Origin of the sequence: Halobacillus aidingensis, assembly GCF_900104185.1 — a bacterium.
In the GTDB taxonomy this organism is placed as follows: Bacteria; Bacillota; Bacilli; order Bacillales; family Halobacillaceae; genus Halobacillus; species Halobacillus aidingensis.
Map to the genome: position 1 here is coordinate 183,110 of NZ_FNIZ01000004.1, position 15,303 is coordinate 198,412.

15 protein-coding genes are annotated in these 15,303 nt (G+C 43.2%); 7 read left to right on the forward strand and 8 right to left on the reverse strand.

Annotated features, from left to right (window positions below):
• Positions 1-150: 150 nt before the first annotated feature.
• The 3 genes from BLS23_RS05700 to BLS23_RS05710 form a co-directional block, all read right to left on the reverse strand.
• The gene (locus BLS23_RS05700) at positions 151-1,170 is read right to left on the reverse strand and encodes a DUF3231 family protein (RefSeq protein ID WP_089651579.1); all 1,020 of its coding nucleotides are present in this window, start codon (positions 1,168-1,170) and stop codon (positions 151-153) included.
• A 242-nt stretch (positions 1,171-1,412) separates the two neighbouring features.
• Entirely contained in the window at positions 1,413-3,221 is a 1,809-nt protein-coding gene (locus BLS23_RS05705) for a YhgE/Pip domain-containing protein (RefSeq protein WP_089651580.1), read from the reverse strand.
• 2 nt (positions 3,222-3,223) lie between these two features.
• Positions 3,224-5,224, reverse strand: coding sequence for an efflux RND transporter permease subunit (locus BLS23_RS05710; RefSeq protein WP_089651581.1), 2,001 nt, complete (start codon positions 5,222-5,224; stop codon positions 3,224-3,226).
• Positions 5,225-5,439: 215 nt separating this feature from the next.
• Between BLS23_RS05710 and BLS23_RS05715 the strand changes: the two genes are divergently transcribed.
• A complete protein-coding gene (locus BLS23_RS05715) occupies positions 5,440-6,006 on the forward strand; it encodes a TetR/AcrR family transcriptional regulator (protein ID WP_089651582.1) in 567 nt (188 codons plus the stop codon).
• A 46-nt stretch (positions 6,007-6,052) separates the two neighbouring features.
• On the opposite strand, the gene BLS23_RS05720 is transcribed toward BLS23_RS05715, so the two are convergent.
• Together BLS23_RS05720 and BLS23_RS05725 are read right to left on the reverse strand one after the other, a co-directional pair.
• A complete protein-coding gene (locus tag BLS23_RS05720; protein ID WP_089651583.1) occupies positions 6,053-6,337 on the reverse strand; it encodes a hypothetical protein in 285 nt (94 codons plus the stop codon).
• A gap of 13 nt (positions 6,338-6,350) precedes the next feature.
• Positions 6,351-6,608: a hypothetical protein gene (locus BLS23_RS05725; RefSeq protein WP_143015228.1), complete on the reverse strand. Its 258-nt coding sequence runs from the start codon at positions 6,606-6,608 to the stop codon at positions 6,351-6,353.
• Between the two features lie 434 nt (positions 6,609-7,042).
• On the opposite strand from BLS23_RS05725, the gene BLS23_RS05730 reads away from it, so the two are divergent.
• The 5 genes from BLS23_RS05730 (at position 7,043) to BLS23_RS05750 (ending at position 10,900) form a co-directional block, all read left to right on the forward strand.
• On the forward strand, positions 7,043-7,783 hold the full coding sequence (locus tag BLS23_RS05730) for a metal ABC transporter ATP-binding protein (RefSeq protein ID WP_089651585.1): 741 nt from the start codon (positions 7,043-7,045) through the stop codon (positions 7,781-7,783).
• A 3-nt stretch (positions 7,784-7,786) separates the two neighbouring features.
• The gene (locus BLS23_RS05735) at positions 7,787-8,644 is read left to right on the forward strand and encodes a metal ABC transporter permease (protein WP_089651586.1); all 858 of its coding nucleotides are present in this window, start codon (positions 7,787-7,789) and stop codon (positions 8,642-8,644) included.
• Positions 8,645-8,684: 40 nt separating this feature from the next.
• Positions 8,685-9,626 carry a metal ABC transporter solute-binding protein, Zn/Mn family gene (locus tag BLS23_RS05740; protein ID WP_279615116.1) on the forward strand — a complete coding sequence of 314 codons (942 nt, stop codon included), beginning with the start codon at positions 8,685-8,687 and terminating at the stop codon, positions 9,624-9,626.
• Positions 9,627-9,810: 184 nt separating this feature from the next.
• The gene (locus tag BLS23_RS05745) at positions 9,811-10,161 is read left to right on the forward strand and encodes a PadR family transcriptional regulator (RefSeq protein ID WP_089651588.1); all 351 of its coding nucleotides are present in this window, start codon (positions 9,811-9,813) and stop codon (positions 10,159-10,161) included.
• Entirely contained in the window at positions 10,136-10,900 is a 765-nt protein-coding gene (locus BLS23_RS05750) for a DUF1129 family protein (RefSeq protein WP_089651589.1), read from the forward strand. Before BLS23_RS05745 ends, BLS23_RS05750 begins: the two co-directional genes overlap by 26 nt.
• A gap of 45 nt (positions 10,901-10,945) precedes the next feature.
• Here BLS23_RS05750 and BLS23_RS05755 read toward each other — a convergent pair whose 3' ends face one another.
• Positions 10,946-11,296, reverse strand: coding sequence for a YqfO family protein (locus BLS23_RS05755; RefSeq protein ID WP_089651590.1), 351 nt, complete (start codon positions 11,294-11,296; stop codon positions 10,946-10,948).
• Positions 11,297-11,433: 137 nt separating this feature from the next.
• Between BLS23_RS05755 and BLS23_RS05760 the strand changes: the two genes are divergently transcribed.
• Positions 11,434-11,928 carry a GNAT family N-acetyltransferase gene (locus BLS23_RS05760; RefSeq protein ID WP_089651591.1) on the forward strand — a complete coding sequence of 165 codons (495 nt, stop codon included), beginning with the start codon at positions 11,434-11,436 and terminating at the stop codon, positions 11,926-11,928.
• 19 nt (positions 11,929-11,947) lie between these two features.
• Here BLS23_RS05760 and BLS23_RS05765 read toward each other — a convergent pair whose 3' ends face one another.
• Both BLS23_RS05765 and BLS23_RS05770 read right to left on the reverse strand, forming a co-directional pair.
• Complete coding sequence (locus BLS23_RS05765) at positions 11,948-12,343, reverse strand: VOC family protein (RefSeq protein WP_089651592.1); 396 nt, start codon at positions 12,341-12,343, stop codon at positions 11,948-11,950.
• Between the two features lie 741 nt (positions 12,344-13,084).
• On the reverse strand, positions 13,085-14,995 hold the full coding sequence (locus BLS23_RS05770; RefSeq protein WP_089651593.1) for an LTA synthase family protein: 1,911 nt from the start codon (positions 14,993-14,995) through the stop codon (positions 13,085-13,087).
• Positions 14,996-15,303: the final 308 nt, after the last annotated feature.

The window sequence follows — 15,303 nt, forward strand, 5'->3', positions numbered from 1 at the left end:
ATTCGTTTTAATGTTTAATTATAGTGTATGCCCTCTTTTCTAACTTCGTCAATGATAATAATCAAACATTTATTTGAATATAAAATAACCTGTTTTCCAAAGAAGCTTAAGTAGAATGCACTTTGGAAAACAGGTTTGACCAAAATTTCATTATTTTCTTTTCAACCCTTTGCCCAACTGGTCCCGATCAGGAGCTGCAGGAGGCTCTTCCAGCCATTTATTCTTGATCATAATTTCCGCTCCGTCCTGCGCATACTGGCCGACTTCTGCAGATAACCGTTCATAATTCAAAGTGAGGTCGCTCCTCTGACTGGCAGCGGCTGCCGTAGCGTAATTCCCGAACCCTGCAGAGTTAAGAAGGCTCACTTGGAACATCATCAATTTATCAGAAAAAACAGGTGTCGTACTATCTGTAATCGCATGATTTGGAGAAATCGGGGAGGGAATATCGTCTTTCATTAACGTCTTCGAAAGAATATCGATATGTTTTTTAGATATTTCTTTTCCGCGTTTCATGTATTGGCTGACCTGGTGAGATTGCGACGACTGCATAAAGCTTGAAATGAGCATAATTCCAATTTGGTTTGTTTCGATATTCAAACTTAAATGGGTAATCTCAATCGCGTTAAGGATCCGGTGATTTTTCAGTGGATTTATCCCTTTCAAGTATCCGACATCATTAACGAAAGAGAACTGTTTCGGGTAGGGAATATAGGGCCTTTTTAAAAACAAACCTTTCTCTAACGCCGTTTCTGAAGCCGATCGATATAAATCCTGCACCTGATGCAGGGCATGCCCGTAGAAATCCTGGATATCCCTTCTTGAAGCCACAGCCAAATTACCCGTATGAACGACCATCCCAACCCGTCCCATGTGTAACATAAAGGTCAGTTTAAAAGTATCTGTATAAAGGTCAGGTGCTTGAAGTTCTACATCCTTCTCCGAGAATCCATAAGGAATAGGTAAGTTTTCCTTCTTGAATATGGACTCAATCTTATAAACATGTTGTTCTGAAATTTTTACCGCCTTTTTAATAATCGGTTTGACATCCTCATCCCGCACTTTTTCGTACATATATTTCACGAATTGAAGACTCATACTATCATACAAATAGGTCGTCCATAAGCTTCCTAATTCAGATGCAGTTAAATCAATCTTTTTATTGGTCATGATTAAACCCCTTTTTCTTTTGCCTGATCTACAAATCCTACCCTTAATTTGAGCGTGCAGTAGAGAATTCATACATCACTTCCTATGGTGCGGTGCTCGATTCCTTTGGGGGTGTTTCCCCCTCCTTTGGCGCGTCTCACACCCGCTTTGGCGCGATAACATTCTCTTCAGCACGGGGGTGTGTTCCTCTTTGGGGAACTAAAAAAACCTTCTCTCAACAAAAGTTAAGAGAAGGTTTCCCGTTATCTGAACAAATCCAACAAGCGATCCCAGAAGCTTTTTTCCTCTTCTTTCTCTGGAGCCTCTTCTTGTTCTTCGTCCTTTTTAATGCTTTCTGTTTTAATGACAAACTGCACCGATCCAACCTTTTTATTCTTCTCTGAAACGAAGGAAGTTGGTTCAAAATCGGATTTATCGTATTCTTCAACCATTTGTTCAATCTCTGAGTCCATCTGTCCAGGTAAATCGCTGGTGTTGGCTGCTAATTGGGATGTGCCGTCATGAAGTTCTGCGGCTCCACTCTCGAGCTCAGCGGTTCCGTTCGTTAGACTTCCAATACCGCTGTGGATGTCTGCATAGGATCCTGCCAGCCGGTCAACACCACTTGTGTATTCCTTGAGTCCAGAATGAAACTCCCCATACTTCGATGAAAGAGACTGCAAGCCTTCTTGCAACTGTTTGACAGATTCGCCGATATCCATATTTTCCATGCTGCTACCGATTTGGTCTGACATCGTATTTAGGTTTGTACTCATTTCATTCAATGACCCGGCACTCTGTTCCAATGCCGGTCCGACCGCCTGATACGCTTCTTTCACATTGGCATACGTTCCTTTAGCCGTCTGAGCGGCCTCGTACGTTTCTACCAGCTTGTTGACGACTTCCGGGTTGGCCCCACTTTCATGTAATGCCTGGATTTCCTGTTCCGTAATCTCATACTGAGGGATGGCCTCGATCGACTGACTCAATGCCTGATGAGCCTGACCATACTGTTCCTTCAAGTTTGTCAGGCCTTTTTCGACTTCACTCAGACCTCCAGCCAGTTGGCCCAGCCCCTCTTCCATTTTGGCAAAATCGCTCACGTTCACTTCGCCAGATCCTGAAGCGACAGCCTCGTTCATCTGTTGCAGCGCATTTTTGATTGAAGCTGATCCTTCAACAAGCTCTGAGGAACCATTACTCAACCCCTGGATGCCGTTATTGTATTGTTCTGATCCATCATAAAGGCTTGCTGCGCCATCATTCAGTTCAGCGATTCCATTTTTGAGTTCTCCGACACCATTGTTAATTTCGGCGGTGGCATTGGATAACGAGCCCATGTCGTTCTTCATTCCGCCGATATCCGGCGCGTCAATGGACATAGAGGATGGAATCGCTGCAAATTCAATGCTTTCCATCTCCAAATCGGTGACGTCCGCGGTCAGAGTGAAGCTCCCTTCTTTTTCCGGCATGACGGTGAAGGTCACTTGCCTGTTTTTTCCGGCGTTCGCGACCGTTCCTTCAGGAGCCTGAATGTTTTCGTAAATCATAGAGTCCAGCTTCATCGTGATCTGCATCAAGTAGTTATTGAAGAAGCTCTCATCGGCCCCTTCGTTTTTTGTTGTATCAATGCTCACTTTGAGCTTGCCGTCTTTTCCGACTAGCTCTTCAGGTTTCATGGCTTCTCCATCTAATTGATAAGAAACATTGATATTCCAAGGCAGGGGCTTGCCTTCCAAATTCCCTTGATAGTAATACTCCTCTTCTTTTGCAGTCAACTCAATTTTTTCATTCTGCTGCTCTATTTCTGTGACATCTGTTAGATTTTGAACATTCGTATAAGGTCCATAATCAACGATTTCACCAGGCTCGTCGATTGTAAAATTGTTAACGACGTACATTTCTTCTTGATCCCCGGTAGCATCGAGCGTGGTGTACACGACCTCATGCTTTTTCGAGTAGGATCCTTTCGTTGCCGGTTCAGTTTTTCCATTTTCTTCTGCCGACACAGGAACGGTCGGCAAGACGAGAAGAAATGCTGTGAACATCGCTGTCGCACGTTTAAATCTCATTATCACTTCTCCTCCTTAAAAAAGTTAGCTTTCCAAGTCGTTCTTTTAATCACACGGTCAAAGATGACAAGCAGGGCCGGAAGCACAAACACAACCATAAGGAAGGCAAGCAGAGCTCCCCGTCCTAACAACAATCCGATGGAGGATACAATCGGATTAGAGGATGTAATCCATAAAATGAATCCGACACTCGATAAAATGGCCGCTGATACGAAAATCGCAAAAATTTTATCATCAATCGTTTTCTTGATTGCCTTCAGGGCAGGCATTTCTTTTCTCAAATGATTATAGTTTTCCGTAAACAAAATCGCGTAGTCCACCGTAGCCGCCAGCTGGATGGTACTGATTAAGAGATAGCCGACATAAACAAGCGATGTATCCATAAAGTACGGGAACGATAAGTTGATCCATACAGATGCCTGAATCGTCACAAGCAGGACGACAGGGATGGAAATCGAACGGAACGTGAGCAGCAGCACGAGGGCCACGGTCACGACTGTCAGAATATTGACGAGCCTGTTATCGTCCTGAACGATATTTTTCATATCATACAGGGTGACACTCTCACCGAGCATGTGCGCTTCTTCATAATAATTGTCGGTGGTTTCTTTAATTTTCTCTATGAGAGAAAAAGCCTCTTCCCCTTCGGCATCCGTTTCGGTGTAAAGAGTGATCCGTGCATAGTTTTCCGAATAAAACGATTCCGTGATCGACTCCTCCAAATAAGCGGGCGGTATGGCAGGACTGACCATATTGACATAGGAGATGACACTGGAGACAAGCGGCAGGCTTTCTAACTCCCGCACAAGCTCCTCCTCCTTGGCCCGGTCACCTTCAGGTACGAGCAGGACCATCGGCATGTTCTTTCCGAACTCCTCCTGAATCGCTCTCGCATCCTGCCCTGCCCTTGTGCTTTCAGGGTGTTCACCTGTTCCATAAATGAAAGAAGTTTCACTTTGCGCCAAGAAGGCAGGAACGATGATCAGAATAACGAAAATCAAACTCGGAATACGGAATTTCATGACACGTTTGCCAATCCCTTTAAAATCCGGAACGAACGGACGGTGCTGTGTGCGGTCAATCCAGTGATAGAACATCAGCGTCAACGCTGGAAGGAAAATCATGACACTGAGGAAGCTCAGCAGAATTCCTTTAAGTAAGTTGAGACCTAAATCTGCCCCGATGCCGAAATCCATGAACGTGAGAGCCGTAAACCCGAAGAAGGTCGTCGATGCACTGGCGATGATCGCAGGGAACGACCGTTTCATCGCAAGGAGCATCGCTTCCTTAGGGTCGGACACTTCTTTTCGATAATCAGAAAAGCTATGCAGCAAGAAGATCGCATAGTCGAGCGACACCGCGAGCTGTAAAATGGGAGCGACCGATTGCGTGACAAAGGATACTTCTCCAATGAAGATATTCGTCCCCAAATTGATCAGGACAGAAACTCCGATCGCCGTCAAAAAGAAGACCGGTTCCATCCATGATGTCGTGGACAAAACCAAAATAAGGATGATGATCGGAACAAGTAAAGCCGCCGCATACATCGACTCACTGCCTGCCATCTTCTGAGAAACCGCCGTGTTGACCGCTTCGCCTGCGACCGCATTTTCTTCTCCTATCAAATCATAAATGGCATCGGTCGCTTCCACTTCGTAACCTTCCTCAATCGTTACAGAAAAAAGGGCCGAACGATCCTGGTAATACGTTACGACGGTGTTTGAGTCTGCCATCTCGAGCGGTACTTTCAAATCGATGACATCATCGAGCCACATCACATTGGTGACACCCTCGATCGAATCGAGTTCTTCTTTATAACTTAATGCCTCAGTAACAGAGATGTCCTGGATCATGACCCGGGTATTTTCCACCGGCTCATCAAACTCTTCCTCCATCAACTCCATCGCCTGCATGGATGGAGAGTTTTTCGGCAGGTAATCGACCATGTTGTAATTGACCGATACCCCGAACTGCGCCACCGTACTGAGAATGGTTAAAATCATAAAAATGATGACAATGCTTTTCTTATGTTTTATTATTCTTGATGCCCAGCCAATAAGGCCTCACCTCTCTTGCAAATAACATTCATACATTCTATCATTTTATTAACACCGTGTTGGATATTCAACAAACAGTTTCTTAACTAGCGTCAGTTTCCCAACACAACTTTATTTTGTGTTGGATTGTCACAGAAATGTAACAAAAAGGGGCCAGATCTATGAACGAAAAACTCGACCGCAGAAAAAAATATACAAGGAAAGTACTAAAGGAAAGTTTAATCAGCCTTCTTGCAGAAAAGCCGATTTCCGACATTACTGTAAAAGAATTGTGTGCGCTTGCTGATATTAACCGCTCAACCTTCTACACCCATTACTCCGACCATTACGACCTGCTCAGCAAAATCGAAGAAGAAATCACAGAAGATATGAACCGCTACCTGCACAGCTATAACTACGAACATGAAGAAGAATCCATTCAAATGACAGAAAAAATATTAGAATATGTCATTGAAAACAAACTCATGTTCCAGACCTTGCTCAATAAAGAAGCTGCTCCGACTTTTGAAAAACGAATGATGGACTTGACACGGGGGTTCATGAGGAACAATTGGATGGACGAGCATATGGCGAATAAGCATGAATCGGAGTACTTAAGCTCCTTTGTCATCAGTGGAGCAATCCATGTCATCAAAGATTGGATTGAAAAAGATATGGATCAGTCGCCGAGGGAGATGGCGGTCATGATCAATCACTTCATTAATTATGGTTTTTCTTATTTAGAATGATGTCCAAAGGGGGGATTGGAGCATTCATCATTGTGGTTCAAGTACTTCATGATTGTTCCTCCCCCCTTATGGACTTGAATGATTCAGCAGCTCTTTTTATATAGATAAATTGAGAAGACGCAAACAGAATAAGAAACACACTCACAACGAGGGTTTCCAAAAATGTTCCCCCTGCCATTGTTCCAATGATGATTCCCAAGCCCGCTCCTTGAACAATCGCCGGGTAGAGAAGCGCTCTTTTCTTAAAGCCTTTCTTCTCACACTTTTTCGAAACGACTATAGAGAGGAGAATCAAGACTATTGTTGCACTTATAAAAATCCACACATCCAATAAAATGCCTCCTTTACAGTAAAATAATGATCCAGTGATAAACAGCTATAGAAATCAATGCGACTCCAATTGCTGCAAAAACCACTCTCAATACCCACCAAGGGGCTTCAGGAAGGATCCATTGAGATAAAGCCCCTGCCCATTCTTGGTTTTCCCAATCCATTTTTTCGTGTTGTTCCTCGTTATATTTATAAGCCGCGTATAGCATAAACCATCCCGAAGCTATTAATAAAATGGGGCCTGCGATATTCCAGAACTTCTCTTGAGTCATGATACTTCCCTCTCTATCTTTCTTCTTTCTGTACTTAGCATTTTTACGATAAATCAAAACCACAATAACATTTTGCATAAAAGAAAAAAACAAAGGTCACAGGGAATGGGTTGAAGCGACTCTATGCTCCTCTCCTCCACCACTCACCTAGAGTTACACAGCAGAAATTTTAAAACCTTTTTTTGATAATGGTTGACTTTTATTGGTTTAATCTATATATTTTGCATCAAGGAAACTTTTTAAGTGATATTCAATTTTTGTCAACTTTCTTTGGTATCCCCCATATAGTAAAAGGACTATTTTTTACCCAAAAAGTTGCACTAGGGAAAATTAAATGACCCTCACAAATTTTTGTGATAATACGACAAAACCATGAGTATATCTAAACCTTATAAGTAAGGAGAGATGATATTCATGTCAAAGGAGGAGAAAAGATGGCGAATGCTGCCCTATCCATAAAGAACCTGCACGTTTCGTACTATGGGAATGAAGCAGTGAAAGAAGTCAGCTTAACCGTGCACCCGGGAAATCTCGTCGGAATTATCGGTCCAAACGGTGCAGGTAAATCCACATTTTTAAAAGCCATGCTGAACTTGATTCCACGGGATAAAGGAGAAATCAAACTTCTAGGAAAAACGGTGAAAGAAGTACGGAAGAAAATCGCTTATGTCCCTCAGCGGAATGATATCGATTGGGATTTCCCGATCACCGTCCTTGATGCCGTACTGATCGGCACCTATCCCAATTTAAAATTATTCAAACGCCCGAATAAGAAAGACAAAGAGTGGGCCATGGAATGTCTCCGCCGGGTCGGTATGGAAGATTTCAGTAAAAGACAAATCGGCGAATTATCCGGCGGTCAACAGCAACGCGTCTTCTTAGCTAGAGCACTTGCACAAAAAGCGGAGTTGTTCTTTCTTGATGAACCGTTCGTAGGAGTGGATGTGTCAAGTGAAGAAACGATTGTACGAATTTTAAAAGAATTGTGCTGGCAAGGAAAGACGGTCATTGTCGTCCATCACGACTTGAGCAAAGCTAACGATTATTTCAATCAACTCATTCTATTAAACAAAGAATTGATTGGTTTCGGCTCCGTCCAGGAAGTCTTCCAGACAGAAATCATCGAAAAAGCCTACCAAGGACAGTTTGCTTTCATGAAAGAGATAGGAGTGTAAGTCATGGCTTTTATTGAAGCGGTTATGCAATATGGATTTTTACAAAAGGCGTTATTAACGTCGATCATGGTCGGAATCATTTGTGGAGTGGTCGGTTGTTTCATCATTCTCAGAGGAATGGCCCTCATGGGGGACGCCATCTCTCATGCGGTCTTACCTGGGGTGGCGATTTCTTATATGTTCGGAATCAATTTCTTTTTTGGCGCTGTTTTCAGTGGTGTCCTCACAGCAATTGCCATCGGATTCGTCACTCAGAACAGCCGGATTAAACACGACACATCCATCGGCATCATGTTCACGGCGGCCTTCGCTGGAGGAATTATCATCATTACAATGTTAAAAAGCAGCACGGATCTCTATCATATTCTGTTTGGGAACGTTCTCGCGGTCAGAGCCTCTGATATGTGGATTACGCTCGGGATCGGAATCGTCATTTTAGCCGCTGTGTACCTTTTTTATAAGGAGCTCCTGGTCACCTCTTTCGATGAAACGATGGGAGCGGCTTACGGGTTGCCCGTACGACTCATTCATTATTTCCTGATGACCCTGCTTACGATGGGGACTGTCGCTTCTTTACAAACCGTTGGAATTGTCCTGGTTGTGGCGATGCTGATCACCCCGGCAGCGGCTGCCTACCTTTTGACGGACCGTTTATGGGTAATGATTTTCCTTGCTTCTGCTATCGGTGTCCTTTCGTCTGTCATCGGTCTCTACTTCAGCTTCACCTATAACCTGGCTTCAGGAGCGACAATTGTTATGGCAGCAACAGCGATTTTTGTCCTTGTCTTCCTGTTCTCGCCTAAACACGGATGGTTATGGAAGATGTTGAAAGTCAGAAAGAAAAAAGCATCCCTTGTTTAAATAGAAAACTTTCATATATAAAAGAGGAGGAATTTTTATGATGAAGAAAAAGTTTTTATTGTTAGCAGCCACCCTTTTCACCCTGCTCATGCTAGCTGCTTGTGGTGGAGAAGAAGCGAACGGAAACACAGAGCAAGAGGATGGGAAAGTCCAAGTCGTAACGACGTATTCGATTGTGTATGACATTGTAAAAAACGTCGGCGGTGATCTGGTCGACATTCACAGCTTAGCCCCTATTGGTTCGAATCCGCACGAGTATGACCCGCTACCGGAAGACGTGAAAAAGACCACGGATGCGGATGCTGTGTTCTACAACGGCTTAAACCTTGAAGCTGGTAACGCCTGGTTCAACAAGTTGATGGAAACGGCCGGAAAAGACGGTGAAGATGCCCCCGTATTCCTTATGAGTGATGGTGTTGAAGCGATGTACTTGACGTCAGAAGGTAACGAAGGCGAAGAAGATCCTCACGCATGGCTGGATATACGTAATGGAATTAAATACGCCGAAAACGCGAGAGATGGCCTCATCAAAGTCGACCCAGAAAACAAGGAGATTTATGAAGAGAATGCCGAGGAATACATCGCCGAACTGCAAGCGTTGCACGACAAAGCTGTCGAACAATTCAATGAAATTCCTGAAGAAGAACGTGTGCTTGTAACAAGTGAAGGGGCATTCAAGTACTTCAGTGATGCCTACGGGTTCCAAGCGGAATACATTTGGGAGATCAACCAGGAAAATCAAGGAACTCCAGAGCAAATTACGAGGATTGTAGATATCATCAATGAAAAACAAATCACAGGGTTGTTCTTAGAGACGAGTATCGATGCGCGCAGCATGGAAGCCGTCTCGGAAGAAACCGATGTTCCCATCATGGGCGATGTTTTCACTGATTCCTTAGCTGAACCAGGTGAAGAAGGCGATACGTACATTTCTATGATGGAGTCTAATATTAATACAATTAAAGAAGGATTGAGCAAATAACTCAAAAGCTGCCAGCAACTGTTTCAAGTTGGCAGCTTTTTTCACGTTTTTTCTTTTGCTATTATTTTTCATACATATATGGATTTTATTGGAATAACCTGGTATAGTTAAACTACCTTGCATTACAAGTTACTTTTTACCCCACTACCTTGTTATGCAATATAGGTTAGAAAGTGGTGAAACTTTGTCTTCTAGTCAAATATTAAAAGGTATTTTAGAAGGTTGTCTACTCTCCATCATCGCTAAAGGTGAAACCTACGGCTACGAAATGATTGAAAAACTCGACCATTATGGATTCACCATGGTGAAAGAAGGAAGCATCTATCCCCTGCTTTTACGAATGAAAAAGCAAGGTCTTGTAGAGACAAGTCAAAAACAACTCCCTTCCGGTGGTCCGAAGCGAAAGTATTACACGATTACAGAAGGAGGGCGTGAAGAACTGGAAGCATTCAAATTACATTGGGATGCCATCTCCAGCAGTGTTGCCGAATTAATGAAGGAGGAGTTCCATGGAAACATTGACAAAGAAGAGTGAAAAGTTCCTGGAAAGTCTGCATCTGTACCTGATATCAAGTGGAAAAAAGGAAGCCGAAGCCTATGAGATTGTTGAAGAACTTCGCGATCATTTAACAGAGGCGGAAAAGGAAGGCAAGGATGTAAATGACATCATCGGTCAGTCCCCAAAAGAATATATGGAGCAAGTATCTAAGGAAATGCCATTTGATTTTCGTACGCTTATCAGTGCCTTTACCGTCTTTCTTTTCGGGACCCTTTCCTACCTTTTATTAGGGGATATCATTCATGGAGGCGCACAATTGTCGTTGATCCAAATCATCGGCTATCCTGTTCTTATGATTGTGTACCTTCTTTCTCTTACTGCGCTCTTACGCTATACGGCCCTACACCAATTTGATAAAAGAAAAGAGTATGTGATGATCGGCATTTTCGGCTTTCTGAAAATTTCACTTTTCATCAGCGTCATTACTCTTGATCAAGCGATTGACTCTCCAGTTATTGTGCTGTCACCACTGGGCAATGTAATTGCTGCCTTATTGACCATCAGCTTCTTTATCGGAGCATCCCTCTGGGCAAAAACATGGGTGATGATCATCATTGCTTTGATCCTGGTAACGCCTGAAATTCTTGTTCAGATCCTCCAATTAAGCGAAGAAGCAAGCCTTATTACGAAAAGCATCTTAATCTTCGGTGCGCTGTTTGTTTACTTTTGGACGATCAATCGGCGTGAAAATGCAAGTAAAGCTTTCTCCTCCTAATGAAAAATGAGCCTCCACATGTGGAAACATACAGAGGCTCACCTTCTATTCCTGCTTTCTTGCTTCTCTTTCCTCCGAAACTTGTACGACTGGTTCATCCCACGGATGGTTCGGATAAATCCCTTCCTCAATCACCCTTCTTAATAAGGATTCATCCCTTGGGATAGAAAATTCAATCCGAAGCGAAGTGAGAGTCGTTTTTTCTCCGGACTCCCCCTCTGTAGGAACGGCTTCTTCCCCGGGGACAAACTGCTCCACTCCACTCTTCGACTGCCACATCACGTTTTTGTAATTTCCTACTCTCAAGTCATCAATGCTTAGTACTCCCTGTACCACTGCATCCACATATTCTGGAACAACAAAGGTTTTAACACGGTATATATCCACCAATTTCATTGAACCCAACCTCCTCCATACTTCTTTAAGAGTAGTATCCTCCAGGATGAAGAACTTACCCGATCCTCGGTTACTGAATGGAACTTTTCCTATTCTTAACCGTATAGAAAAGTATAACGTAAAAAGGAGATCATCAAATGACAACTTTACGCAGGATGTCCGAAGAAGAGTTTGTACAATACCATGATTTTTCAATTGCTGCCTATGCGAAGGAAAAGGTGGCTGCGGGAAATTGGACAGAAGAAGAAGCACTTGAAAAAGCTAAAACAAGCCATGAAGAACTGCTTCCTGATGGAAGACATACAGAGGATCATTTTCTTTATACCATCCTGAATGAAAAGGATGAAAATGTAGGGGCCTTGTGGATTTGTAAACAGTCCCCTGATAAAGCCTTTATTTATGACATTCGAGTTTCAGATGATTATCAAGGTCAAGGACATGGAAAGAAAGCGATGATCCTGGCAGAAGAGGAAGCCAGAAAAATCGGGGTGCAAAGAATAGGCCTTCACGTATTTGGCCATAACACGGTCGCAAGAAAATTGTACGAGAACCTATCTTACAAAACGACAAATGTTGTAATGGAAAAAGACCTCCCTGCCAAAAATGAAGAATATACACAAAAGAACCCTTGATTAAAGGGTTCTTTTATTGCTATTTTGCATTCTCGTCAGGTTGATGGACGCCGAATATATTGCCTTCTGTATCTAAATAATATCCCTGCCAGGCCATTCCAGGCAGGGTGTATTTAGGCAAAGCGACCTTGCCGCCGTGTTCCAGGATTTTACCTTCAACCGTATCGTAGTCTTCCACTCCCATTGTACAGGCATAGCCATTCAACGCCTGGTTCAATTCTGGTGGTGCACTTTTCCGTTGCATTAAAGCTCCGTTGATCCCAGGCTCATCTTCTCCACCTGTCACTACGCCGAAATAAGGCATTCCCGCGTACTCACTCCAGTCTTCGAATTGCCAATCAAAGACCTCACTGTAAAAACTCTTAGCTCGTTCCATGTCATCGACATGAACTTCAAAATGCACAACTCTCCCCATCATTCCCACCTGCTTCACTTAGATTTTGATCCTCACTAGAAATTGCTCTACGCTTACCTATTCGCCTAACCATGACCTACTCCTTCTTATTTTTCTAAGAACGTTATTTAATTAACTGGCAGAATTGTGGAAGACTCGATTTCGAGACTTTTTCGGGGTTCGTTTGCCGTGTGGAGCGTCAGGGGTGGTTGGGAAGCCACTCGCTTTCCTGTGGAGGAGCGCCGATCTTCCTCGGGCTACCGCTCTGCGGATCTCGCCTGTCTTCTTCTCCCACGGGAGTCTCGCAGCTTCCCAACCACCCCATTCGATGTAGGTGAGAAACGAACCCACATACACAGTAGGAGCATCTTCCAAAACTAAAGATTTCTAGTTGAAAAGGGCTCTATAGAAAGCTTCAGAATACAAGTGCTCCTGTTTTAAGAGTGAATTCACCAACTTCTATTACGCTCGAAAGCTGCTTATTTTGGGAGTATTTTCGAGACAATTAAATGGTTAAGGGGCGGAGGGGAATGGCGAGACTCCTGCGGGAAAAAAGTGCATGGTGAGACCCCGCAGAGCGAAGCTCGAGGAGGCTCACCGCGCTCCCGCGGAAAGCGAGCTATTCCCCGCAGCCCCCATCCATTCACCAAAAGTCTCGAAACTGAGTCTTCAAGAATAGGGAGCTTATATGTAAGAGGAATAGTGTTGTTTAAAATAAAAAAGCTTGCAGAGAAACAGGTCGTTTCTCTGCAAGCTGGTGATTTATTTCTTATCTTTTGAAGAATCCTTTTCTTCAATCATTTCGATTTCATCAAGGTAACGAAGTAAGTCTCCGTAAACCACAGAATCAGATAAGGCAAGCTCTTCTTCTGCCTGCTTGAAACCTGGCGCACATGCCTCTCCTTCTACGGGTTCCCCTGATTCTCTGTCATAACAGTTTCCATTTACACCGACATACTTTTCATTGGCGAAGTTTCCATCTCGTGTGATCATCATTTCGCGACGATCTTCACTGAAGAGGTCCTGTCCGAATTGAACAGGGTTTTCATCTTCGACGCCGAGAAGGTTCATTAGTGTCGGACGTAAATCAACTTGTCCACCAACGGTGTCGTTTTCCTGCGGTTCTATGCCTTCTCCTAGGATAAGAAGCGGCACACGCTGCAGTTGGAACTGTTCGTATTCATTGATGTCTTTATCGAGATACTCTCCCATCGCTTGCTTGTGGTTTTCGGAAATACCGAAGTGGTCCCCATAGATGACGAGAATTGTATCATCATAAAGATCGGATTTTTTGAATTCCTCGACGAACTGTTTCAGTGCTTCGTCCTGATAGCGAATCGTCTGGAAATAACGGTTCAAGGTTTCACTGGACGTATTTCCTTCTTCGATGAATTTCTTATCTTCAGGCAATGTGAACGGATGGTGGTTCGTCAGCGTGATCATTTTATTGTAGAAAGGCTGCTCCATCTGTTCCATTTTATCCAATGAGTCACTGAAGAAATACTCATCCAAATAGCCCCAGCCATAGGACTTCTCTTCGGTTACATCATAATCTTTCTTAGAGAAATATTCATCATAACCAAGAGAATCATACATGACGTTACGGTTCCAGAATGTTTCATCATTGGCGTGCATCGTTGAGGAGAAGTATCCTTTTTCACCCAGCACTTCAGGAGTCGCTTGATATTCGTTTCCTGAATGAGTAAAGAAGGCCGCCCCACGGTTCAGTCCATACAATGAATTATCAAGTAAGAACTCAGAGTCGGACGTACGCCCTTGTTTGACCTGATGGTAGAAGTTGCTGAAGTAAGCCCCTTCTTCTTTCAGATCATTAAAATATGGAGTCAACTCTTTCCCGTTTACCGTATTATCGACAACAAAGGTCTGCGTACTCTCAAGAGACAAAGCAATGACATTTTTCCCTTCCGCCACGCCTGTCATCTTACTATTCGGTTCTGTTTTTTGTTCATTAATATAGTTCAAGACAGGTGACAATTCATTACTATCAGCAAACGTCTTCTTCGCCTCTGTCTGACCTTGCAAGACGATATCATAAGCGTGGAAGTTGAGAACACCGATATATTTCACGAGCATGTTGCGGTCAAAGGCGCGCTCCAACAGTTCCGTACGCTCCGTCGTCGCCCAGCCTAAGTTCACAAGGAACAGAGGAATCGCGATGACAGCCAAAATCAAGCCCTCTTTTCGTTTAGGCATAAAGCTTTGGAAGCGTTCCGGTTTTAAATAGAATAGTAGGAACGCAGCAATCAATACATCGACGAACAAGAAAATGTCTGTCACAGATAGAATTTTAGTGATACTTCCACCCATACCAGCCAAGTTCGCGGCTTGCCCTAACATCGGAATCGTCAGGAAGTCACTGTATTCTCTGTAGAACAGAACGTTTACATATAATAGAAGGGAACCAAATATATACGTGGCCAACATCCCTTTTCGACCTGCCAGCATAATCCCCACTCCGAATAAGAGGAAAATACTGCTCAATGGGTTAAAAGCTAGTATAGCCGCTTCATTGGCGTTTTCAATATCAAGCGTAAAAATACCACCTTGAATGAAGTACATCTTCGCCCAGAAGATAGCCATCACTGCAGCGTAAATCATACTTTTCTTCTTAACCGCGGGGTCTTTCATTTTCATTTTTAATTTTGAAAACATGATCAAACCTCCGTTGATTTAACCTTTATCTAATTTTTTATCAGTCTTTCCATCATTAAGTCTCGTATACTATCATTTTTTCAAATGCATGTAAATGACGACGAAACTTATCATAACACATGTTTGATAGAAATATCCCATTATCATAAAACTGTTAAACTCATTTAAAGAGATGACATAACCGTTACATAGAAGTTAAAAAACAGACAAAAAATCCCACCAACAGTTAAGAACTTCAGATGGGATTTCCTAATAAATTCTTATAAATGCATATACGATTATGAAGAAGCTTTCTTCATAATGCTTTC